Annotated in this window: 26 protein-coding genes; all 26 read left to right on the top strand. The window is 47.8% G+C overall.

Annotated features, from left to right (window positions below; translation table 11 throughout):
* Positions 1-3: 3 nt before the first annotated feature.
* A complete protein-coding gene (gene flgC / locus V8F51_RS04500) occupies positions 4-456 on the top strand; it encodes a flagellar basal body rod protein FlgC (RefSeq protein WP_337098841.1) in 453 nt (150 codons plus the stop codon).
* Positions 457-493: 37 nt separating this feature from the next.
* On the top strand, positions 494-799 hold the full coding sequence (fliE, locus tag V8F51_RS04505; RefSeq protein ID WP_337098842.1) for a flagellar hook-basal body complex protein FliE: 306 nt from the start codon (positions 494-496) through the stop codon (positions 797-799).
* A 42-nt stretch (positions 800-841) separates the two neighbouring features.
* Complete coding sequence (fliF, locus tag V8F51_RS04510; protein ID WP_337098843.1) at positions 842-2,410, top strand: flagellar basal-body MS-ring/collar protein FliF; 1,569 nt, start codon at positions 842-844, stop codon at positions 2,408-2,410.
* 23 nt (positions 2,411-2,433) lie between these two features.
* Positions 2,434-3,435 (top strand): flagellar motor switch protein FliG, encoded by a 1,002-nt coding sequence (gene fliG, locus V8F51_RS04515; RefSeq protein WP_442956401.1) that lies wholly within the window; start codon positions 2,434-2,436, stop codon positions 3,433-3,435.
* Positions 3,428-4,264 (top strand): FliH/SctL family protein, encoded by an 837-nt coding sequence (locus V8F51_RS04520; RefSeq protein ID WP_337098845.1) that lies wholly within the window; start codon positions 3,428-3,430, stop codon positions 4,262-4,264. Before fliG ends, V8F51_RS04520 begins: the two co-directional genes overlap by 8 nt.
* A complete protein-coding gene (gene fliI / locus V8F51_RS04525) occupies positions 4,251-5,576 on the top strand; it encodes a flagellar protein export ATPase FliI (protein WP_337098847.1) in 1,326 nt (441 codons plus the stop codon). The genes V8F51_RS04520 and fliI overlap by 14 nt, the downstream gene beginning before the upstream one ends.
* 8 nt (positions 5,577-5,584) lie before the next feature.
* Positions 5,585-6,031: a flagellar export protein FliJ gene (gene fliJ, locus V8F51_RS04530; protein ID WP_337098849.1), complete on the top strand. Its 447-nt coding sequence runs from the start codon at positions 5,585-5,587 to the stop codon at positions 6,029-6,031.
* Positions 6,032-6,058: 27 nt separating this feature from the next.
* The gene (locus V8F51_RS04535; protein ID WP_337098850.1) at positions 6,059-6,976 is read left to right on the top strand and encodes a MotE family protein; all 918 of its coding nucleotides are present in this window, start codon (positions 6,059-6,061) and stop codon (positions 6,974-6,976) included.
* Between the two features lie 49 nt (positions 6,977-7,025).
* Positions 7,026-8,423 (top strand): flagellar hook-length control protein FliK, encoded by a 1,398-nt coding sequence (locus V8F51_RS04540; RefSeq protein ID WP_337098851.1) that lies wholly within the window; start codon positions 7,026-7,028, stop codon positions 8,421-8,423.
* A gap of 41 nt (positions 8,424-8,464) precedes the next feature.
* Positions 8,465-8,929, top strand: a complete 465-nt coding sequence (locus V8F51_RS04545; protein ID WP_337098852.1) for a flagellar hook capping FlgD N-terminal domain-containing protein — start codon at positions 8,465-8,467, stop codon at positions 8,927-8,929.
* Positions 8,929-9,306, top strand: coding sequence for a TIGR02530 family flagellar biosynthesis protein (locus V8F51_RS04550; RefSeq protein ID WP_337098853.1), 378 nt, complete (start codon positions 8,929-8,931; stop codon positions 9,304-9,306). Before V8F51_RS04545 ends, V8F51_RS04550 begins: the two co-directional genes overlap by 1 nt.
* Positions 9,307-9,405: 99 nt before the next feature.
* Positions 9,406-10,224: a flagellar basal body rod protein FlgG gene (gene flgG, locus V8F51_RS04555; protein ID WP_337098854.1), complete on the top strand. Its 819-nt coding sequence runs from the start codon at positions 9,406-9,408 to the stop codon at positions 10,222-10,224.
* Between the two features lie 62 nt (positions 10,225-10,286).
* The gene (locus tag V8F51_RS04560; RefSeq protein ID WP_337098855.1) at positions 10,287-10,514 is read left to right on the top strand and encodes a flagellar FlbD family protein; all 228 of its coding nucleotides are present in this window, start codon (positions 10,287-10,289) and stop codon (positions 10,512-10,514) included.
* Positions 10,511-10,972 (top strand): flagellar basal body-associated FliL family protein, encoded by a 462-nt coding sequence (locus V8F51_RS04565; protein WP_337098856.1) that lies wholly within the window; start codon positions 10,511-10,513, stop codon positions 10,970-10,972. The genes V8F51_RS04560 and V8F51_RS04565 overlap by 4 nt, the downstream gene beginning before the upstream one ends.
* 37 nt (positions 10,973-11,009) lie before the next feature.
* The gene (gene fliM / locus V8F51_RS04570) at positions 11,010-12,011 is read left to right on the top strand and encodes a flagellar motor switch protein FliM (RefSeq protein WP_337098857.1); all 1,002 of its coding nucleotides are present in this window, start codon (positions 11,010-11,012) and stop codon (positions 12,009-12,011) included.
* The gene (fliY, locus tag V8F51_RS04575; RefSeq protein ID WP_337098859.1) at positions 12,001-13,269 is read left to right on the top strand and encodes a flagellar motor switch phosphatase FliY; all 1,269 of its coding nucleotides are present in this window, start codon (positions 12,001-12,003) and stop codon (positions 13,267-13,269) included. Before fliM ends, fliY begins: the two co-directional genes overlap by 11 nt.
* A 21-nt stretch (positions 13,270-13,290) precedes the next feature.
* A complete protein-coding gene (locus V8F51_RS04580; RefSeq protein WP_235233882.1) occupies positions 13,291-13,653 on the top strand; it encodes a response regulator in 363 nt (120 codons plus the stop codon).
* A 10-nt stretch (positions 13,654-13,663) separates the two neighbouring features.
* Positions 13,664-14,308 (top strand): flagellar biosynthetic protein FliO, encoded by a 645-nt coding sequence (locus tag V8F51_RS04585; protein WP_337098861.1) that lies wholly within the window; start codon positions 13,664-13,666, stop codon positions 14,306-14,308.
* A 37-nt stretch (positions 14,309-14,345) separates the two neighbouring features.
* Complete coding sequence (gene fliP / locus V8F51_RS04590) at positions 14,346-15,053, top strand: flagellar type III secretion system pore protein FliP (protein ID WP_442956402.1); 708 nt, start codon at positions 14,346-14,348, stop codon at positions 15,051-15,053.
* 25 nt (positions 15,054-15,078) lie between these two features.
* A complete protein-coding gene (gene fliQ / locus V8F51_RS04595) occupies positions 15,079-15,348 on the top strand; it encodes a flagellar biosynthesis protein FliQ (protein ID WP_337098863.1) in 270 nt (89 codons plus the stop codon).
* Positions 15,349-15,359: 11 nt separating this feature from the next.
* Positions 15,360-16,154, top strand: coding sequence for a flagellar biosynthetic protein FliR (gene fliR, locus V8F51_RS04600; RefSeq protein ID WP_337098864.1), 795 nt, complete (start codon positions 15,360-15,362; stop codon positions 16,152-16,154).
* A gap of 12 nt (positions 16,155-16,166) precedes the next feature.
* Positions 16,167-17,264 (top strand): flagellar biosynthesis protein FlhB, encoded by a 1,098-nt coding sequence (flhB, locus tag V8F51_RS04605; protein ID WP_337098865.1) that lies wholly within the window; start codon positions 16,167-16,169, stop codon positions 17,262-17,264.
* Positions 17,265-17,286: 22 nt separating this feature from the next.
* Positions 17,287-19,317, top strand: coding sequence for a flagellar biosynthesis protein FlhA (gene flhA, locus V8F51_RS04610; protein WP_337098867.1), 2,031 nt, complete (start codon positions 17,287-17,289; stop codon positions 19,315-19,317).
* Complete coding sequence (flhF, locus tag V8F51_RS04615) at positions 19,314-20,540, top strand: flagellar biosynthesis protein FlhF (protein WP_337098868.1); 1,227 nt, start codon at positions 19,314-19,316, stop codon at positions 20,538-20,540. Before flhA ends, flhF begins: the two co-directional genes overlap by 4 nt.
* Positions 20,533-21,399, top strand: coding sequence for a MinD/ParA family protein (locus V8F51_RS04620; RefSeq protein WP_337098870.1), 867 nt, complete (start codon positions 20,533-20,535; stop codon positions 21,397-21,399). Before flhF ends, V8F51_RS04620 begins: the two co-directional genes overlap by 8 nt.
* A gap of 26 nt (positions 21,400-21,425) precedes the next feature.
* Complete coding sequence (gene cheB, locus V8F51_RS04625; protein WP_337098871.1) at positions 21,426-22,790, top strand: chemotaxis-specific protein-glutamate methyltransferase CheB; 1,365 nt, start codon at positions 21,426-21,428, stop codon at positions 22,788-22,790.
* The last annotated feature ends 4 nt before the right edge of the window (positions 22,791-22,794 follow it).

The raw sequence follows: 22,794 nt of genomic DNA on the forward strand, positions 1-22,794 counted from the left end.
AGAGTGAAGCTTTCGACAGGATTTGATATTAATGCTTCTGCATTAACGGCACAGCGGTTGCGGATGGACGTTATTTCGTCAAATATCGCAAACGCCGAAACGACGCGCGCAAATTTCGTGAATGGAAAGTTCGAGCCGTACAAACGCAAGATGGTTGTCATGGAGCCTGTGAAGCAATCGTTCTCCAGCGTCCTTTCCCAGCAAATGGGCGGTAAGAGCTCAGTTGGACAAGGCGTGAAGGTGACCGAAATCAAAGAAGATCAGACACCGACCAAGCTCGTGTACAATCCTACGCATCCAGACGCCGACGAGAACGGTTATGTACAAATGCCAAACGTTGACGTGATGAAAGAAATGGTCGATTTAATTGCAGCAACTCGTAACTATGATGCAAACATAACAGCAATAAACGCTTCGAAGGCCATGTTTGTCAAAGCGCTTGAAATTGGCAGGTAAGCAATGGAGTGAATTGAACTAGAATGGAGGGGTACTGATGATACAACCGATGTCGCTAAGCCAGATTCAACCGACGAAGCTAATCGAGACTAAATCGTTTGACAAGGCGACTCCGGCGGAGATGACACAATCGTTCGGCGAATACTTAAAAACGGCGATTGAAAATGTTAGTGCGCAGGAAAAAAATGTACATAAGCTTAACGATCAATATTTAGTCGGTCAGGTGGATGTGACGAAAGTCCTGATCGCTTCGGAACAAGCGCAGCTTAGTTTGCAACTAACCTCGCAAATCCGCAATAAAGTAGTCGAAGCATACCAAGAAATGATGCGGATGCAAATCTAGCATGAGGACGTTCTTAGCATAGTATTTGGGTGAGGTGACAATGTGAACGAGAGAATCGCCCAATATCGAGGCAGACTTACGCAGTTTTGGGGCCAGATGGGCAGAAAACAAAAAATATGGTTGGGGGCATCCATTGGTGGATTGTTAGTAACTATTATTTTGTTAACAATCGTGTTCACTAGAACGGAATACGAGATTGCTTTTCAAAATTTGGATACAACCGATGCAGCAGCAATCATGAATCATTTGGATGGCAGTGGAATTCCTTACGAACTTAGCGCGAACGGAAAAAGCATTTCAGTGCCAAGCGCGGTGGCATCCAGAGTTAAAGTCGATGTTGGTTCGCAAGGACTTGTTCAAAATGGTTCGATCGGCTTCGAGGCTTTCAACTCCAGCTCGAGCGCGTTCGGCACAACGGACAATGAGTTCAATGTGAAGTACTTGAACGCATTAAACGGCGAAGTTCAGCAGTTGCTTAACGGCATGCAAGGCGTGAATTCATCAAACGTGCTTATTAATTTGCCGGAGGAAAGCGTGTTCCTGTCTGCTGAAGAAGCGAAGAAGGCTTCGGCGTCCATCATGCTTAACTTTGCGTCAGGTTATCGACCAAGCCAAAAGGAGATCGATGGCTACTATAACTTGGTGAAGACAGCCGTTCCGAACCTTGCCATGGAAGATATTACAATATCGAGTCCGCAAGGCGAGCTTGCATCGTCTGAAGTTGACGGCGCGCTTGTCGGAAATACGGACGTCGTTGAACAACAGTTCCAAATCCAACGCAAATACGAATCGGAATTGAAGAAGAACATTCAACAATTTCTAGGTCCGATGGTCGGATCGAACAATCTTGTCATTAGCGTAGCGAGCACGATGAACTTCGATAAGAAATATTCGGAGGAAAATCTCGTTAGACCGCTTGAAGGCAACAATAACAACGGAATTATTCTGAGTGAAGAATCGAATAACAGCTCGTCTACGGGTGGTTCTTCGCAAGCTGGCGGAGTCACAGGAACAGGTGAAACTGATGTTCCTGGCTATGATGCTGCGAGCTCTGGTGAAAGTACTTCGGAGAGTAGTTCTAAGGCGACTAATTATGAGTTTGATCGAATCAAAAATCAGATCGAGTCCGCACCGTTTCTTCTGAAGGACCTTACTATTAGTATCGGCGTCGAACAAGGAAAACTGAATGACGAATCGAATCAAGCGGTTAAAACATATTTGACGGCGCTAGTAAGAGCACAGCTGGCCGATTCGGGTCAAGATGTTACTAATGACGAACTAATGGGCAAAAAGGTTTCGGTTATCGCACAAACTTTTGCAGAAGGTGCTTCTGCGAGCCAATCAAGCGGCTTATCGCTAGGCTGGGTAATTGGAATCGGTGCTGCGGCACTTGCATTAATCGGCGGTCTTGTCGTAATGCTCGTTCGCAGACGCAAACAAAGTGTTGTTGAAGAAATTGATATGGCTGCGCCTCCTAAAGTGGAGTATCCAACGCTTGATTTTGATAGTGCCAATGGTGACAGTCAAGCCCGTAAAAATCTTGAAACACTTGCCAAACGGAAGCCGGATGAATTCGTCAACCTTCTTCGTACTTGGCTAGTGGATGAATAGAGGTGCTTTAATTGTCCAAAGCGATGCAAGGTTTGTCAGGTCGGCAGAAAGCGGCCATCCTGCTCATTACGCTCGGTCCCGAAGTATCGGCTCAAATATTCAAGCACTTGCGCGATGAGGAAATCGAGCAGCTGACACTTGAAATTGCGAATGTTCGGAAGGTAGACAGTATAGACAGAGAAACGATTCTTAGCGAATTTCATCAAATTTGTTTGGCTCAAGAATATATATCGCAAGGCGGTATCGGCTACGCGAAAGATATTTTGGAAAAGGCGCTTGGCGAACAAAAGGCGCTTGATGTCATCAATCGATTGACGGCAACGCTTCAAGTTAGACCATTCGACTTTGCTCGTAAAGCCGAGCCTACTCAAATTTTAAACTTTATTCAGAACGAGAACTCGCAGACAATTGCATTAGTGCTTTCGTACTTGCAATCCGAGCAATCGTCACATATTCTGTCATCTTTGCCTCAAGAGAAGCAAGCTGATGTAGCAAGAAGAATTGCGCTAATGGATAGTACGTCTCCTGAAGTCATTTCACAGGTTGAACGCGTATTGGAACAGAAGCTGTCTTCAACGGTTACACAAGACTACACAAATGCCGGCGGTATCGATTCGATCGTTCAGATTCTGAACGGCGTAGACCGCGGAACGGAACGTACGATTCTCGACTCGCTTGAGATCCAAGATCCGGAACTGGCTGAAGAAATCAAAAAACGCATGTTCGTATTCGAGGATATCGTCAATATCGACAACCGTTCGATTCAGCGTATCATTCGCGATATCGAGAGCTCCGATCTTCAATTGGCGCTCAAGGTGGCGAGCGAAGAAGTTCGCGAAGTTATCTTCCGCAATATGTCCAAGCGTATGGCCGAGACATTCAAAGAAGAAATGGAGTTCATGGGTCCTGTTCGTCTTCGCGACGTCGAAGAAGCTCAGACTCGTATCGTTGCTACGATTCGCAGGCTAGAAGAATCGGGCGAGATCATTATCTCGCGCGGCGGAGGAGACGATATCATTGTCTAATTTGATAAAATCTTCGAGCGTCATTTCGGTAGAACAATTAAAACATCTGCAATGGATGAATCCATATGCACCAGAAGTGCCAGAGACGGAAGAACATCAAAACAGCGAACCGGTACCCGATGAGGAGCTAATAACGCTTCGAGATCAAATTCTTTCGGATGCGCAAACTTTCGCTGAAGACCGACTGCGCGAAGCTTCACAGCAAAGTGAGCAATTACTTCAGGAGACCGAACAGCAGATTGAAACATGGTGGCTTCTCAAGCGTTCCGAAGATGAAGCGACATCAGAAGCATCTAGACAACAAGGCTACGCACAAGGTTACTCGGAAGGCGCAGAACAAGCCGAGGTAGAGCTCCGTGAACATTGGGAACATAAGCTCGAAGAGGCATCTGCTATTCTGAAAGGCTCTTATGATATGAGAGAGCAGATCATTCAGGAAGCGGAACCGTTCCTCGTTGAGTTAAGCTGTGCGATTGCCGAGAAAATTATCGGGATGCAATTGTCGGCTGCACCGGAAATGGCAATTGAGCTCATTCGCAAATCGCTATCGAGACGCAGAGAGCTAGGCGTCATTACGTTATGTGTGTCCCCAGGGCAGCTTGCTTTCGTACAAGCAGCAAGGGAAGAGCTGCATTATTCGATCGATTCGCAAGCAGAGCTGCAAATTTTGCCGGATTCTACCGTTAAAGATTTTGGTTGCGTAATCCGTTCGGCTTACGGCAGCATCGATGCTCGAATCGATACACAGCTAGCAGAGATCAAAAAAGAGTTAATTCAGCTTGCGCATCACAGCAACGAAGAGCGAGGCCATGCGCATGGAAACGATTAAGCTTGACGTTCTCAAGTATATCGAACATTTGCAACCGCTCGATCCGATCAGGGTCAACGGCAAAGTAACCCAGGTAATCGGGCTTACTGTTGAATCAGAAGGTCCGGATGCAAGTATCGGCGACGTTTGCTACATTTATCCGTCCAAAGGGGCGAAGCCGCTCAAAGCGGAGGTTGTCGGTTTCCGGGATAACAAAGTTATTCTTATGCCGCTAGGCGATCTTCATTCGATTAGCGCTGGTTGCGATGTCGTTGGAACAGGCAAGCCTTTAACGGTTCAAGTCGGATCCGAATTGCTAGGCAAAGTGCTTGATGGTTTAGGCAATCCGCTCGATGGATCGTTTCTGCCAAGCCGTATGCAGCAATACTCGACTCATAACGAGCCAAGCAACCCGCTCAAGCGTCCTCGGGTTGAACACCCGCTGGGCATTGGCGTACGCGCGATTGATGGTCTGCTTACTGTAGGCAGCGGCCAAAGGGTCGGCATTTTCGCAGGCTCTGGCGTAGGCAAGAGTACGCTGCTCGGCATGATCGCCCGCAATACATCAGCTGATGTGAACGTCATCGCTCTAATCGGTGAACGTGGACGCGAGGTTCTCGAATTTATTGAGAAGGATCTTGGTCCAGAAGGCTTAGCACGCTCGGTTGTCATCGTAGCAACTTCCGATCAGCCGGCACTTATTCGGATGAAGGGCGCTTTAATTGCTACTTCCATCGCAGAATATTTCCGTGACCGCGGGCTAAACGTGATGCTAATGATGGATTCCGTTACACGATATGCGATGGCGCTTCGTGAAGTTGGACTAGCTATTGGCGAACCGCCAGCGACAAGAGGTTATACGCCATCCGTATTTGCTGCTCTGCCTAAGCTGCTAGAGAGAGCGGGCACTGGTCCGACAGGATCGATTACAGCCTTCTATACCGTTCTAGTAGACGGTGACGATATGAACGAACCGATAGCCGACGCAGTGCGCGGTATTCTGGATGGTCATATCGTACTTAGCAGGGCGCTTGCTCATAAGGGACATTTTCCGGCAATTGATATACTGGCTTCCGTCAGCCGTGTCATGAAAGAAATTGTAACGGAAGAGCAGCAAGACGCCGCGAATGTGTTGAAAAAATATCTTGCTGTTTATAAAGATTCGGAAGACCTGATCAATATTGGGGCGTATCAGCGAGGAACAAATGAAGAAATTGATATGGCCATTCAATACATGGATGAAATCCAAAGCTACACAAGGCAAAAAACGAATGAGAAGGTAACCCTTGAGGAAGCCCAGCAACGATTAATTACTGATTTCTATAGGAGCTGATCTGCTAAGTGGCGGCATTTCGTTATTCGTTCCAGAAGATCGTTGATTTAAAGTCTAGCGAGAAAACGCAAGCGGAATGGATTTTATCCGCGGCGGTTGGTGCGCTTGCTGTGGAAGAGCAGTCGCTTGAGCAACTGCACATGTCCAAGCGGGAATGGGAGATTAAGCTGATCGAAGCTTCTCAGACCGCGGTTTCCTTAATGGAGCTTCAAGTCATGCAGCAGTACTTGGATCACTTGGTCACTTGTATCCAAAACAAGATGACGGATGTGCTTCAAGCGAAGAAGAAGGTTGAGCATCGAAGAGGTTTGCTAACGGAGAAGATGAAAGACGAGAAAGTATGGCTAAAAGCCAAGGATCACGCTTTTGACCGGTTTCGCAGCGCCCTGCAGGTGAAGGAGCAGAACGAGCTGGATGAGATGGCAACCGTCCGTTTCATGATATCAACCCCGTAACGTGATCTGTGACGCTGGCTAGAGGGAGTGAATGATTTGGCGGGTGCGGATGCAGAGAAGCAAAGTTATAGCGCGATTGAACGGTTCATGTTTTTTACGACACCGATTCTATTCGCAATTGTCATGCTGGTTGTACTGTTAATCCTGTTTAACAGTGATATACGGAATAAAGCGCTGGAAGTCGGTAATTCGGTTCCTTTCCTTAAAGAAGTACTTCCGGAACCGAAAGCTGAAGCAGGTGCTGCATCAGACGATGAACAGTTGAAAACGGACAATATGTCCAAGAAAATCGCTGATCTGCAAGCTGAGCTTACAACGAAGGAACAGGAGCTGGCGACTGCCGTAGAGTCCAAGACCGCGCAAGAGCAGCAGATCAAAGATCTTGAAGGCGAGATTGCTCAGTTGAAACGCTCGAACGAGGAACAACTCGTAGAGGATGAACAGTATCAGGCGAAAGTGCTGGAGCTGTCTAACATGTTCTCGACGATTTCCCCGAGCAAGGCAGCGCCAATCATGCAGAGTATGACGCTTGAAGAGATGGTACTTATATTCAATACAATGCGTCCTGACGATCGCGTTCGGATTATGGAGAAGATGAATCCTCAGACGGCTGCTGATGCGGCAATCAAGCTGAAGGATGTTGGTACGGCGAAAGATTTGCAGATCGCCGCACTTCAATCGCAAGTGGATGAGCTGAAGTCGAAGACGACGAAGCCGGCCTCCTCCATGCTAGACGAGGAACAGCTTAGCGCAACGTTTACTTCGATGAATGCGCAAAGCGCAGCCGAATTGTTGATTAAGATGGTTGATGTTAGTCCGAGTAAAGCACTTCGGATATTGAACCTTGTTGATAATACGACACGTTCGGCAATATTAGCGGAAATGTCAGCCATTAATGAGTCGACAACGGCACAGCTTGTAACGAAGCTCATGAGCGGCAACTGATTTTTCACAGCATCCTTTTAGATCCTATCATGGAGAGGAGGTGAGAAAAATGGAAATGGTTATTCCGCAGGCAGTGAACGTTCAATCACAGGCAGGAACATCGGCAGGTCAGAATCAAACTTCAAGCGCAACGAATGCTGCTGGAGGCGCAAGTGCCAGTGGCAGCTTTCAGAAAGCGCTCGTTCAACAAATCGGAGGCAACACATCGCAAGCTGCTGGATCAGCCAAACCAATCGTTCAGATTGTTGGCGGTACTCAGCCTGCGATTGTAGGCAATGAGAATGTAGACAGCTTAACGCTTCTATCGGATCTGATGTCATTGATTGACGGCTTGCTAGAGAAGCTGAAAGATGAGGATGAGAAGATCGAGCCTGCTGTTGATCTTGAGGAGAACTTGACGGAGCTTGACTCGGCGTTAGATCAATTAAACGCATTGCTCGCGATGTTAGGCGCACCAATCGTAATGGTGAATCAACCAGCAGTCAACTTGCAAGCGAACGGTGAAGAATCAACGGACTTAGGGATTAACACGAATGCAGCTATGATCAAGAACAGCCTGCAGGATGCGTTATTGCAACTGCAAGCTCTTATGTCGCAAGGCGATCTGAAGCGTGTCAATCAGCAAGAACCAACGACATTGATTAGTCAACAGCTTCAAGCATTGGCAGCGTTGCTTCAGGACGATTCGGATTCTCCGATCAAGCAGGAAACGAAGTCGGATTCCGCTTCGAATTCATTGTTTACGGCTGTATCTTCACCGAAGTCGGAAACGAGTACGTTGTTGCAGCGATTATCTCAACAAGCATTGCATCCTTCTTATGTTGCTGCGGCAGCTGCGCAATCTTCCGAGAATACGGTTGATTCAGAAGCAGGACAACAAACTGCAGCCGAACAAACACCGATTGCGCCTGTGACGACAGCAAATGCTGAGCAAGCGAAAAGTGCAGCACCGCTTATTGCGAAGAATGCGCCAGTCCAGTATGTAGTTGCTGAAGAATTCGCCGAAACGATGACAGGACTTGTCGTTCAAAAGTTCGACGTTACCTCGGCAGACGGCGTATCGGAGGCGAAGCTCCTTTTATTCCCTGAACATATGGGACAAGTAGACGTTCGTATCTCGATGCAAAACGGACAGCTGACAGCAATCTTCCATACAGATACGGCAGTAGCGAAAGATATGCTGGACAACCAGTTAGCCCAATTAAGAACGGCGTTGCAAGCGCAAGGATTAGTTGTCGATAAGCTGGAAGTATCCCAAGGCGGAGCGTCCTCGCAATTATTCGGTCAACATAACAGCCAAGGAAATGGGCAGCAGGCATCTGGCAACCGCCAATCCTCGAAAGGTAACGGCGATGGATCAGCAGATGCGGCCTTCGAGAACGAGATCGTTGAGCAGGTAACGATTCAAGGACTTGGATACGGCAGAGCAATCAATGTGAAGGCGTAGCGCTTAGCGGCGACATTGAGAAGAAACGGAGGTGATTAGAAATGGCAGACAGCGTTTCCTCCAAAGTAGTTTGGCCCAATTACAGTACAGATAATGTTCAAAAAGCGGCTGAGAAAAAGACGGATACGTTAGGCAAAGATCAGTTTCTAAGTATCCTAGTTACTCAGCTTCGCAATCAAGACCCGATGCAGCCCATGCAAGACAAAGATTTTATCGCTCAGATGGCTCAATTCACATCGGTTGAGCAGATGGTGAACATGGCAGCTGAAGTGTCCAAGCTTCGCCAAAGCATCGGTTCCGCTTCTAGTCTAATCGGCAAAACGATCGAATGGAACGAGTATGACGAAGCAGGAACGATTATTCCTGTTAGCGGCGTCGTGGATTCGATCGTCTCGAAAGATGGCATTTTGTATGCAACCGCGGGTGAAAAGTCGGTCGCATTAGATTACGTGCTTGGCATTAAAGAAACGAGCGCCTCGGATTCTAGCGAGGAGGCTGAAGCGTAATGAGTGACGCGATGAAGATCGGCCATTTGTTTCCGGTCAAGAGCACTCCGCTTGTCCCAAGCAAAACTGCGGCATCACGCGGAACGCAATCAACGGAATTCCGCGATATGCTCGACGCGAAGGTGCTTAAGTTCAGCCATCATGCGGAATTGCGCATGCAGCAGCGCGGCATTAAGCTTCAACCCGAATCATTAACGAAGATTATGAATGCCGTCGAGGATGCAGCGTCCAAAGGCGCGAAAGATTCTTTGATCGTTTTCCGAGATATTGCGATGATCGTCAACGTTCCGAGTCGCACAGTCGTAACAGCACTGGACGGCGGTCAGATGCAGAGCAACGTATTTACTCAGATCGATAGCGCTGTAATTATTTCATAGGGCTGGACCTAATAGGAGGCCTCGAGCCGCCGACCGATTGAAGCGGCTTGCAGCAGCCAGCTATCGAATTGAAAAAACTTTTAGGAGGAATAACGAACAATGCTAAGATCGATGTACTCCGGCGTATCCGGTATGCGCGGTTTCCAAACAAAGCTTGATGTAATCGGTAATAATATCGCGAACGTGAACACAGTCGGCTTTAAAGCAGGCCGCGTCATGTTCAAAGATATTTTGAGCCAAACGGTTGCTGGCGTTACAGCTCCAGAGGAAGGCGTCCGCGGCGGCGTCAACGCGAAGCAGATTGGACTCGGCGTATCGATCGGTTCGATCGATACCGTTCATACAGCGGGCAGCGCAATGACGACGAACCAGCCGACAGACTTGCGTATCGACGGTGACGGATTCTTCGTCGTTAGAGCTAACGATGACGCCGAGATGCTGTTGACTCGGGCAGGCAACTTCACACTGGATGCGAACAGACAGCTCGTAACGGCTGACGGTTACTTCGTGCTTTCGGTGGACCAAGAGCCAATCGTACTTGATCCAGAGGTTACAGCATTCTCCATTGGTCAAGACGGAACGGTTATGACGGTAACAGCTGACGGTACGGTTCCTGGACCGCAAATCGCTGTAGCTAAAGTCATCAATCCTAGCGGACTTGAGAAGCTTGGCGGCAATATGTACCGAATGACGGCAAACGCGAATCCGGAGGCTTCCATTGAAGACTATCTGACATTCGCGGGCGATCCTGAGTTTGGTACTGGTGCAATCATTGCAGGTCAGCTTGAAATGTCGAACGTGGATTTGACTGCTGAGTTCACAGAAATGATCGTTGCGCAACGCGGCTTCCAAGCCAACTCGCGTATCATTACGACATCCGACGAGATTTTGCAAGAGGTTGTTAACTTAAAACGATAATTTAAGTCTTAACCGGCGGGAGGCGGCGTAAGGCGTCTCCCCTAGGTGTGAGGGGGTAACTGATGATTACCGTAACGCGTTTGAACGGCACAAAAGTTATAATTAATGCGCTCTTAATTGAAGTGATCGAGGAGTCGGCTGATACAGTTATCACGCTTACGACTGGCAAGAAGATGGTCGTAAAGGAAAAGTCATCTGACCTGATACTGCTTAATCAGCAATTTCTTCGGACGATCGGCCTCATTGCGACGGCTCAGAAGAGTGAACAAACGGAGGGTCCTTCGACATGAAAAAGATGATGCCATGGTTGATTACGATTTTGCTGTCCATTACGCTTATCGCCATCGTAGCTGTAATTCTGTTCAAATCATTTTTAACTGATACAGATGCGGAGGCTGCCAACAAGCCAGTGGAAGTGAAAGTTTTATCTGCCACTGAGCGCGTAGAGGTTACTTCCGAACTGAAAGATTTCCGTCGGAATCTGCTCGACCCTGAATATGTGGTCGTACTAAGCTTTGCTTTCCAACTGGATAGCAAAAAGGCTAAAGAAGATTTTGATAAAATTATGGAAATTGAAGTACGTCCGATTATTAACCGCGCAGTTGCGGATATGACGGCGGAAGAGCTGAGCGGCTCGAAGGGCGAAGACGCGTTGGAATCGAAGCTTCTTAACTTGATTAATCCTATTCTCGCCAAAGGCAAGCTTGTTAAGGTCGAGATTACCAACTTTACAATCGCAGAAATTTAAAGGTTAAGGCCGACATTCCTCGAAGGAGGTGAGAAAATTGGTTGATGTTTTATCGCAGAACGAAATAGATGCGCTTCTCGCTGCATTGTCCTCAGGGGAAATGGATGCAGAGGATTTAAAGAAGGAAGATACGTCACGAAAAGTCAGTGTTTACAACTTCAAGCGCGCCACTCGTTTTTCGAAGGATCATATCCGGAGTTTGACTCGCATACACGAAAACTTCGCGCGATATTTGACAACCTATTTCTCAGCGCAACTTCGCACTTTTGTTCAAATTAACGTCGTTCACGTAGACCAATTGCCGTATGACGAATTTATTCGATCCATACCGAAAATGACGATTCTGAACATATTTGAAGCGGAGCCGCTGGAAGGGCGGATGGTGCTTGAGGTTCATCCCAATGTTGCCTACGCTATGCTTGACAGAATGTTAGGCGGCCAAGGCTCGGCGCCTTCCAAGATCAATAACTTGACTGAAATCGAAACAATGATTATGGAAAAAATCTTCAGCAAGACATTAGAAAGCTTGCAGGAAGCTTGGAGAACAATCATTGATATTTCGCCTGTTATGGAAGCCTTAGAGACAAATCCGCAGTTCATGCAGATTGTCTCGCCGAATGAGACGATTGCACTTATCTCATTCAGCACGAAGATCGGCGATACAACGGGAATGATCAATCTTTGTATTCCTCATGTCGTCATCGAACCGATTATGCAAAGACTGTCCGTCCACCACTGGTTTGTATCGCAGAAGAAGGCGCGCGCCCCAGAGGAATACGAAATACTTGAACAACGGGTACATAGGGCGAAGCTTCCGATCGTTGCAGAGCTTGGCGAATCTTCGATATCGATTAGCGAATTTCTAGGTTTGAATATCGGTGATGTTATTACATTAAATAAGCCGATTGAGGATGGACTCAAAATAAAAGTTGGAGATAAGCTTAAGTTCATCGGCAGCCCGGGCTCAGTTAAGGATCGGATTGCGATACAGGTGGACGAGGTTCTCAGCGAAGGAGTGGAAGAAGAATATGACGAGTAAAGACTATTTATCGCAAGAGGAAATCGATGCATTGCTTCGTCAATCCTCTAATGAGCCTGAATCAGCGCAGTCGACCGAACAAGAAGCACTATTGGAAGATTTCCTGTCGTCCTTGGAACAGGATGCGCTTGGCGAGATCGGTAATATTACGTTCGGAAGCGCGGCAACAGCTCTATCTACGCTCCTAGGCAAAAAAGTCGATATTACGACACCGCAAGTTACATTGGTTAGACGCGATGAACTTGGAGATATTTTTCCGAAGCCGCATGTAGCCGTAAGCGTGCAATACGTAGATGGCTTCCAAGGGATTAACTCTCTTGTCATTAAGACGAAGGACGCTCAAGTCATTGCCGACTTAATGTTAGGCGGCGAAGGCGAAGTTTCGATCGAGGAGCTAAATGAGATTCATATTAGCGCCGTACAAGAAGCGATGAATCAAATGATGGGCTCGTCAGCGACTTCGATGTCAACGATCTTTAACCGTTTTGTCAACATATCGCCTCCAGGCATTGACATTCTGGATGTGAACAATGGTGACGGTTTAGGTCATTTGCCGCCAGTCGACGTTTTTATCAAAATCTCGTTCCGCCTAACCATTGGGGATCTTATCGATTCGACAATCATGCAACTGTTGCCGGTATCGTTCGCTAAGCAGATGGTTTCTACGCTTATGGGCGGCAGCTTCGATGATGAGGTTGCTCCAGCGCCGACGCCAGCACCATCACCAGCGCCAACGCCTGCGAGTGCACCTGCTGCGGCTTCTCCAGCGGCAGTCGAGCAAGCGGCAGCTTATCAGGAAGTTGCGGCAGCCCAGATGTATGCGATGCCTCCTCAGACGCAACCAGGCATGCCTTACGGGGCGCCGGCAGCTGGATATGATATGCCAATGCAGCCTCCTGGACCGCATACATACGGACATAATGCAGCAAATCGCAATGTCAATGTACAACCTGTTCAATTTGCTAATTTTGGGGGAGGCGCGTTCGTTCAACCTGATTCGACAAACCTCAATTTACTTCTCGACATACCGCTTAAGGTCACTGTAGAATTAGGAAGAACCCAAAAGCAAATAAAGGATATTCTTGAGTTGTCGCAAGGCTCCATTATCGAGCTGGACAAGCTGGCAGGCGAGCCGGTCGACATTCTCGTGAATAACAAACTGATCGCCAAAGGCGAAGTTGTCGTCATTGATGAAAACTTTGGCGTCCGGGTAACTGATATCGTAAGCCAATGGGACCGCATTCAAAAATTACAGTAACATCCTGGGAGGAAGAAAAAGATGGCAAACCGCATTCTTATCGTAGACGACGCAGCTTTTATGCGAATGATGATTCGCGACATTTTATCGAAGAACGGCTACGAAGTCGTCGGCGAAGCACCAGACGGCGCGCAGGCGGTTGAGAAGTATAAGGAATTGAAGCCTGACCTGACTACAATGGACATTACGATGCCTGAGATGGACGGCATCTCCGCATTGAAAGAAATCAAGAAGCTGGATGGCAACGCCAAAGTGATTATGTGTTCCGCTATGGGTCAACAAGCGATGGTTATCGATGCGATTCAAGCAGGCGCTAAAGACTTTATCGTGAAGCCATTCCAAGCGGACCGCGTAATCGAAGCGATCAAGAAGACGCTCGGATAAAGGTAACGCCATGGCTAACTTAATCTCGCGCGTCTCGATCGCATCTGCGCTTGGGACGGCGCTAATGCCAGGGCTCGCTTCGGCGGCGGAAGAAACGGTTGACAATGCGACTAATGATGAGCAGATTGTCTTCACGGGATCGGACAGTCTTGCAGGCAGCTTCGTGTGGGTAATTGTGTCGCTGGCCATTGTTATCGTGCTAATCGTATTTGTAATCAAATGGCTGTCCCAGCGCAATCGGTCTTGGGGAACGAATCGCTCGATGCGCTCGCTTGGCGGCATTGCGCTAGGACAGAACAATTCGATGCAAGTCGTTGAAATTGCCGGACGCATCTATGTTGTCGGAATAGGCGAAAATATTACGCTGCTGGACAAGATTGTCGATCCAGAGGAAATTAAGGCGATTATTGATTCGTTAGAGCGTCAGCCTGAGCAAATGTGGCCTCAGAACGCCTTGAAGCAGTTCACAAGCAAGCTGCGCGGATCTAACACGGACAAAGATAAACAACCTGACAATGAGCAATGGAATCGTTCAACGTCATTCCAAAGCATGCTCCAAAGCAAGCTTACTCAGCAGTCGGACCGCAAGCAGCAACTAGAGTCATTGCTTAATGATACTAAATCAAATGAACGGTTGATCGACGATGAGAAATAAATGGTGGATATCCATAGTAGCTGTACAATTGCTTGCTATGCTGTTCTACACGCCAGCATTCGCTGAGCCTATACCGGACATCTCCATTAATATCGGAGACAGCAGTTCAGAGGAGCCGGCAACGAGCGCATTATCCATTTTGCTGCTCATTACGGTTCTTAGTATCGCTCCGGCTATCATGGTGTTGATGACAAGTTTCACGCGTATTGTCATCGTGCTCAGCTTCGTCAGAACGTCGCTCGGCACGCAGATGATGCCGCCGAACCAAGTGCTTATCGGACTTGCTATGTTTCTAACCTTCTTTATAATGGCACCTACATTCTCTCAAGTGAATGAGGTAGCATTACAGCCTTATATGAAAGGCGAAATTTCGCAAACCGAAGCGTTTGAGCAGGCTTCCATTCCTATGAAAGAGTTTATGTTCAAACATACGAGGGAGAAGGACCTGCAGCTGTTTATGAATTATACGAAGGCTGAGAAGCCTGAAACGTTTAAGGATATTCCGATTACTGTTCTCGTTCCAGCCTATGCGATAAGCGAGCTTAAGACAGCTTTCCAGATGGGTTTCATGATTTTCATACCGTTTCTAGTCATCGACATGATTGTTTCAAGCACGCTGATGGCGATGGGGATGATGATGCTACCGCCGATTATGATTTCTTTGCCCTTCAAGCTGCTATTGTTCGTTCTAGTCGACGGCTGGTATTTAATAGTCAAATCATTGCTGTTAAGCTTCAACACATGACAAAGGCAGGGAGGACCAGAAGAACATGAGTGCTGACTTCATTATCGGACTAGCCGGACAAGCCGTCTTTACGGTGTTGAAAGCCAGCGCGCCAATGCTCATTCTTGCTTTAGTCGTTGGCCTAATTGTCAGTATTTTTCAAGCGACAACTCAGATTCAGGAACAGACGCTTGCATTTGTGCCCAAAATTGTAGCCGTTTTTATAGCCATCATCATTTTTGGCCCATGGATACTGAATACGGTCGTCGACTTCACTTACAATCTGCTGAATAATCTCCATAAGTACATCGGATAGGCTGTGAATGAATGGACGCGATCGTAACTGGCTTTCCTATTTTTTTGCTTATTTTTTGTCGAATTACAGCATTTTTCGTTGTCGCACCGGTCTTTTCATCCCGAGGCGTGCCGAGTACGTTCAAGATTGGACTCGGTTTCTTCATTTCATTTATCGTATTTCTTACTTATGGAATGGAACAGACGATTCAACTGAATGCAGAATATGTATTAGCCATATTCCGTGAAATATTGCTTGGTGTCTTGTTGGGTTTCGTTGTGTATTTGTTCTTCTCGGTCGTCAACACGGCTGGTTCACTTATGGATATGCAGATCGGATTCGCGATGGCAAACGTCATTGACCCGCACACGGGCACCTCTCAGCCATTGCTTGGCAACTTCAAGTATATGCTGATGATTCTGATTTTCTTGATGATGAACGGCCATCATTACTTGCTTAAAGGCTTAATGGACAGCTACCAATGGATGCCACTGTCGAATGAGCTGTTTGCAAGAATAATGAGCGGCAGCATTTCAGACTTTCTTGTCAGGGTCGTAGGCAATACGTTTTTGCTCGCGCTGCAAGTCTCAGCACCACTTGTTACAGCAATGCTGTTGACTGACGCGGGACTTGGCATGCTTGCCAAGACAGCGCCGCAATACAACGTTTTTGTTATCGGCATGCCGCTTAAGTTGATTATCGGTCTGTTCCTACTCGTACTTCTTATGCCAGGGCTTGCTTCCATCTTCGAGAGACTGTTCTCGATTATGTTCGAGTCGTTAGAACAGCTATTCGGCATCGTACAAGGGCCGCCCGCCGGGCGTTAGGAGGCAGCGTCGATGCGTACATATCGTTTTAAACTAGATTTGCAGCTGTTCAGTCAAGAGAAAACGGAGCAGGCGACACCTAAGAAATTAAGTGAAGCAAGACAGAAAGGTCAAATTGCTAGATCAAGCGATTTGCCTGGCGCGCTCATTCTGCTCGCCATATTCTCCAGCTTCATGATGCTGGGCGGCTATTATAAGAAACATGTTATCGGATTGTTCGGCAATTTGTTCGAGGATTGGCTCACAATGGAACTGACTACCGAGAACGTGATGACGTTAATGCTTGACGTATCGGTCGAGATCTTAATGTTTCTATTGCCGATCTTCGCTATTGCGATGCTGATTGGCATTATCGGCAACATCATGCAATTCGGTTTCCTGCTTACTGGCGAGCCTTTGAAGATGAAGCTGGAGAAGGTTAATCCTCTCAAAGGCTTCAAGCAAATTTTCTCTATGAGGACGGTCGTAGAAGGACTGAAGAGTATTCTCAAGCTGCTAGTGATCAGCATCTTCGTGTTCATGGCAATAAGGAGTGACTGGGAGCGGATCTTATCGCTCACAACTTTGCCAATAGAACAAATATTCACCTATGTAGCAGGTTTAACGATGAAGATCGGGCTGCAAGTCAGTGCAATGCTGGTTGTGCTTGCATTCGCAGATTACTTCTATCAACGCTATGAGCACGCGAAGAGCTTGAAGATGTCCAAGCAAGATATTAAGGACGAACACAAGAAGACAGAGGGAGATCCGATTATAAAAGGCCGTATCCGCGAGAAGCAGCGCAGAATGGCTTTGCAGCGTATGATGCAGGAAGTTCCGAAGGCCGATGTCGTTATCACGAACCCGACTCACTTTGCGATCGCACTCAAATATGACGCTTCTAATATGGAGGCACCTACTATAATCGCGAAGGGGATGGATCATGTAGCACTCCGTATCAAAGAGATCGCAAAGGAAAACGGAGTCATTACGATGGAAAACAAGCCGCTTGCCAGAGCGCTGTACGAACGGGCCGAGATCGGCGATGTGATCCCGGCAGATCTGTTCCAAGCTGTGGCTGAAGTGTTGGCATATGTATATAAACTGAAAGGCCGAGCAAAGTCATCATAAACTATAGGGAGGAGGCAGCGTCATGAAAGCAAGAGATATAATCATATTACTCGGAATCATTGGGATTGTTCTCATGATGATTATCCCGATCCCGGTGCTGCTGCTAGACTTTCTCCTTATCGTCAATATATCGATAGCATTGATGATTTTACTTATTGCGATGAATACGCGGGAGGCGCTGGATTTCTCGATCTTTCCCGCCATTTTGCTCGTAACAACGTTGTTCCGATTAGCGCTCAACGTATCAACGACAAGAAATATTTTGAGTCATGCCCATGCAGGCGAAGTCGTTGAGACGTTCGGCAGATGGGTAGGCGGCGGTGAAATAGCAGTTGGTTTTATCGTCTTCCTAATCCTCGTCGTTGTTCAGTTCATCGTTATTACGAAAGGCTCGGAGAGGGTAGCGGAGGTTGCCGCAAGGTTCACTCTCGATGCAATGCCAGGCAAGCAGATGAGTATCGATGCTGACCTGAATGCCGGCTTGATTAATGAAACGCAAGCGAAAGAGCGCCGCTCCAAGATCGAACGGGAAGCTGATTTCTACGGCGCAATGGACGGTGCGAGTAAATTCGTAAAAGGTGACGCGATTGCGTCGATCATCATTCTATTGATTAACTTGGTAGGCGGCTTCATTATCGGGATGACGCTTCGTGGCCTCAGCTTTAGCGAAGCATTAGAGACATTCTCGATCCTTACGATAGGCGATGGACTCGTAAGCCAAATCCCGGCACTACTGATTTCGACGGCAGCAGGTCTTATTGTAACAAGAGCAGCTTCCAACGGAAACTTTGCTGAAGATGTCACAAGCCAATTATTCAAATATCCGAAGCTGCTTTACGTTGCAGCGGGCACATTGTTTTTACTCGGTTTTACGCCAATCGGAATATTCAGAACATGGCCTTTCGCACTGTTGCTAGCGTTTGGAGCATGGAAGATGCAGAAGGTCATCTCGAAGGAGCAAGAACAAGCGGAGATGCTTGTCGAAGAGCAACAGATCGAGGAGGTTCGGAGTCCGGAGAGCGTTATCAGTCTTCTTCAGGTGGATCCGATCGAATTCGAATTCGGTTACGGCTTAATCCCGCTCGCCGACACGCAGCAGGGCGGCGACTTGCTTGATCGTATCATCATGATCCGCAGGCAATGCGCGCTTGAGCTCGGACTTGTCGTTCCTGTCATCCGTATTCGAGATAACATTCAGCTTAAGCCGAATGAATATGTCATTAAGATCAAAGGCAATACTGTGGCACGCGGTGATCTGCTGCTTAACCATTACTTGGCGATGAGCCCAGGCTTTGAAGACGATTCGGTTATCGGCATCGAAACGATGGAGCCGGCATTCGGTCTTCCGGCAATATGGATTGATGAGCAGATGAAAGAACGCGCCGAGCTGTCCGGCTATACGGTCGTTGATCCGCCTTCAGTCGTGGCGACGCATTTAACGGAAATTATTAAGCGTCACGCGCATGAGCTGATCGGACGTCAAGAAGCGAAGTTGCTGATCGAGAATGTGAAGGAAACGTATCCTGCTCTTATCGATGAACTTATTCCTTCGATTCTATCGATCGGCGAAATTCAGAAAGTGCTTGCGAAGCTGTTACGAGAGAAAGTATCAATTCGCGACCTCGTTACTATATTCGAAGCACTTGCCGATCACGGCAGCTATACCAAAGATCCGGATGTGCTGACGGAATATGTAAGACAATCATTGTCCCGCCAAATTACACAACAGTTTTCGCCGCAAGGCGATACGCTTCGTGTCATTACGGTAGGCCCGCAGCTTGAGAAGAAGATTGCCGAATCGGTGCAGCAGACGGAGCAGGGCAGCTATATCGCCCTTGACCCCGTATCAACTCAACAGATCTATCAAAAGCTTGCTGAACATGTGAATAGACAGATTCAGACCGGGCAGCAGCCAGTCGTACTCGCTTCGCCAACGATACGTATGTACTTGAGACAAATTGTCGAGCGGACGATGCAGGATGTGCCCGTGCTTTCGTACAGTGAGCTGGAGCCGAACGTTGAAGTTCAAAGTATCGGGGTGGTGAACTTATGAGAGTAAAACGTTATATCGTTGACGCGTTGCCGGAAGCTGTATCCATTATCCGGTCGGAGCTGGGCAAAGACGCAGTCATATTGAATTCGAAGGAAATAAAGATTGGCGGCTTCATGGGAATGTTCCGCAAAAAAAAGGTTGAAGTGATTGCAGCAGTAGAATCGACGCCTGCGAATGCTGTCCCGCAGCGGCAGGCACCACCGGAGGTGAACGCCGCTGCGATGCAGATTTTGCAAAGCATGCAGCGTTCGTCAGCCGCAGTTCAAGAAGCTGAGGCGCCTATCCTGCCCCCTGTATTAGCACCGCCTGCACCGGATTCGAAAGAAAACATGCGGGTCGATCGGGAACAGTTCATCATCGATGAGATTAGAGATTTGCGGCAATATATGGTTCAGCTCTCTAAGCAGCAAAGCGATAGAGCATTTTATTCAGAGCAAATGCTGGAGCTTAAGGAGAGACTGAACGATCAGGAATTGTCAGCCGAATGGATTGACCGTCTACTGCAAGCCATTGTGGACAAGCAGAATGAGCAGCAAACCGAATGGGACAAGAAGCAGCTGTGGATTGAGGCAGCCAAATTGCTGGAAGAATGGATGCGCCCTTATCTTGGACAAGCGATTGATCCAGACGCAAGAGTCATCCACTTTGTAGGACCAACTGGGGTAGGCAAGACGACTACCATTGCTAAGCTTGCTGCAGAGCAGACGATTAAGTTCAGCCGCAAGGTTGGCTTCATTACATCGGATACGTACCGTATTGCTGCGGTAGATCAGTTGCGCACGTATGCCAATATTTTGAACATTCCGCTTGAAGTCGTCGTATCTCAGCCTGACTTAACGAAAGCCTATAAGCAGCTAGACGATCGTGAACTCATCTATATGGATACGGCGGGACGCAACTTCCGAAGCGAGCTTCTTGTTTCCGAGGTGTTTAGCCTGTTGCAAACGAAGGAGCCGAGCGAGACGATTCTTGTCCTTAGCTTAACGGCCAAGACGAAGGATATGGCGGCCGTTGCTGAGCAATTTGCGAAGTATGGCGTACGGAAGGTATTGTTCACGAAACTGGACGAGACATCTGTTTTTGGAACGATTTTCAATTTGATTATGAAATACGAGTTGCTCCCTACATACTTGGCTGCTGGCCAGACGGTGCCGGACGATATAGAAAGGTTCCGGGCACAGTCCTATATTCAGCTTCTACTGGGGGATTCGTCCCATGAATGACCAAGCAGAAGCGCTGCGAAATTTAATTAAGCAGAGAGAACGAAAAGAAGAAGGTCGCCAGACCCGAATCGTTACTGTGACGAGCGGCAAAGGCGGCGTTGGGAAATCGAACTTCAGCCTTAACTTCGCTATCATGCTGAAGCGTTTAGGACAGAAAGTGCTTGTGTTCGATGCTGACATCGGTATGGCTAATATCGACGTTCTGATGGGGGTTTCGTCACGTTATAGTCTCTATCACTTACTTAAGCAAGAGAAAACGATTTGGGATATTATACAGCTTGGTCCGGAAGGGCTGCATTTTATTGCTGGAGGTTCCGGCTTTAGCGATCTTCTGAACTTGACCAAAGAGCAGCTTGATGGCTTCGCTGAGCAGATTGATAAGCTGCATGGGCAATATGACATTATATTGTTCGATACAGGTGCGGGATTGTCGAAGGAAACGGTAAAGTTTATTGCCGCTTCGCAAGAAACGATCGTAGTGACGACACCTGAACCTACCTCCATCACGGATGCTTACGCACTTATCAAGATGGTAATAGGGATGGATATTCACGTCCCATTCAAGCTGATTGTCAATCGGGCAACGGATTATCGCGAAGGTCGTCAGACAGCCGACAAGATCAATCTCGTATCGAGTCAGTTTTTGCACATGGAGCTTCCGTCACTTGGCATCGTGCCCGATGATTCGAACGTTACCAAGGCTGTAAAACGACAAATTCCTTTCACTGTCGCATACCCGAGCTCGGAGGCTTCCTCAGCAATTGAACGAATTGCCATGCAATTTCTGGAGATGCCTAAAGTCGCAGAGACGGGAGGCGTCAAAGGGTTTTTACACAAAATGTTCAGACTTTCACGATAATCCTTTGAAATCTAGGGGGAACGCAGATGGCTCCTTATCGCATTCTAGTAGTAGATGACTCCGCCTTCATGCGGAAAATTATAAGCGATCTGATACTCCAAGATCCGCAATTTACGATTGTTGCCACTGCCGATAACGGCGAGGAGGCCATAAAAGCCGTCACGCAATGGAAGCCGGACGCTGTAACGCTTGATTTGGAAATGCCGCTTATGAACGGACTCGAAGCGCTGCAGCACATTATGAAGGATCATTCAATACCGATCATTATGTTATCCGGCATTAGCGAGGATAACACAAGAGATACGATCAAAGCGCTGCAATACGGTGCATTCGATTTTATTCGGAAGCCGTCAAGCAGCATTTCCCACGATATTCATCAGGTTGGCGAGCAATTGCTGGAGAAACTCAAAATTGCCGTCTTGACGAAGCGTCATCAACCGGTCATACAGATTCAAGAAGCCGAAGCGAGCAAAGTCGACGCAGCCATTAAGCCGTTACTTAGTCCTGTTTCTGAACCTCAAAAATATGAGGATACGACGCCAAAGCCTGCTGCTCCTATCATTAGTGAACGTAAGAAGCCTTTGCTTCAGCCGTCCAAGGACAAGCCGCTGCCGGCAAGGTCGACAACCCCTTTACATAAACCGCTTAATGATGCCGCGCCAAGCAAGCCATTGCCGGCACTGAAAGCAAAACCTGCACTTTCGCAGCTAAGCAGTCTTCCTAAGGAGACGGTTGCGAAAGCGAAACCTGCACAATCGAGAGTAATTCAGCCACCGAATAATGTCGTTAAGCCTTTATCGGGGACGGCTTCAAATTTCCGCCATATCGTAGCAATTGGCACATCGACTGGAGGACCAAGAGCGCTTCATGAAGTGATATGCTCGCTGCCAGCGAATTTCCCATCCCCTGTGCTTGTTGTTCAACATATGCCTCCTAAGTTCACGAAGTCGCTCGCACAGCGGTTAGACAGCTTTAGTCCGCTGCAGGTTGTTGAAGCGACCAATGGAGAGAAGGTAACAGCCGGTGTCGTATATATCGCGCCAGGCGGCTATCATATGATGCTGGGCAAGGACACTGACGGATATCGGATCAAGTTGACAGAACAGCCAGTGCGAAATGGTCATCGTCCATCTGTTGATGTGTTGTTCGAATCATTAATCGATCATCAGGAGTTGAAGCGGCATGCGGTTATTATGACCGGCATGGGAAGCGATGGCGCCAAAGGAATGATGCAGCTCGCTCAAAGCGGTGCAGTATCAACGATTGCCGAATCCGAGGAAACTTGCGTCGTTTACGGTATGCCAAGATGTGCGATTGAAGGCGGGTACGCTCGAACTGTATTGCCGTTGCAACACATTGCGTCCGAGTTAGTGAATGCAGTGTTGAAATAAATGC

The organism is Paenibacillus sp. YIM B09110, from assembly GCF_037167145.1.
In the GTDB taxonomy this organism is placed as follows: domain Bacteria; phylum Bacillota; class Bacilli; order Paenibacillales; family Paenibacillaceae; genus Pristimantibacillus.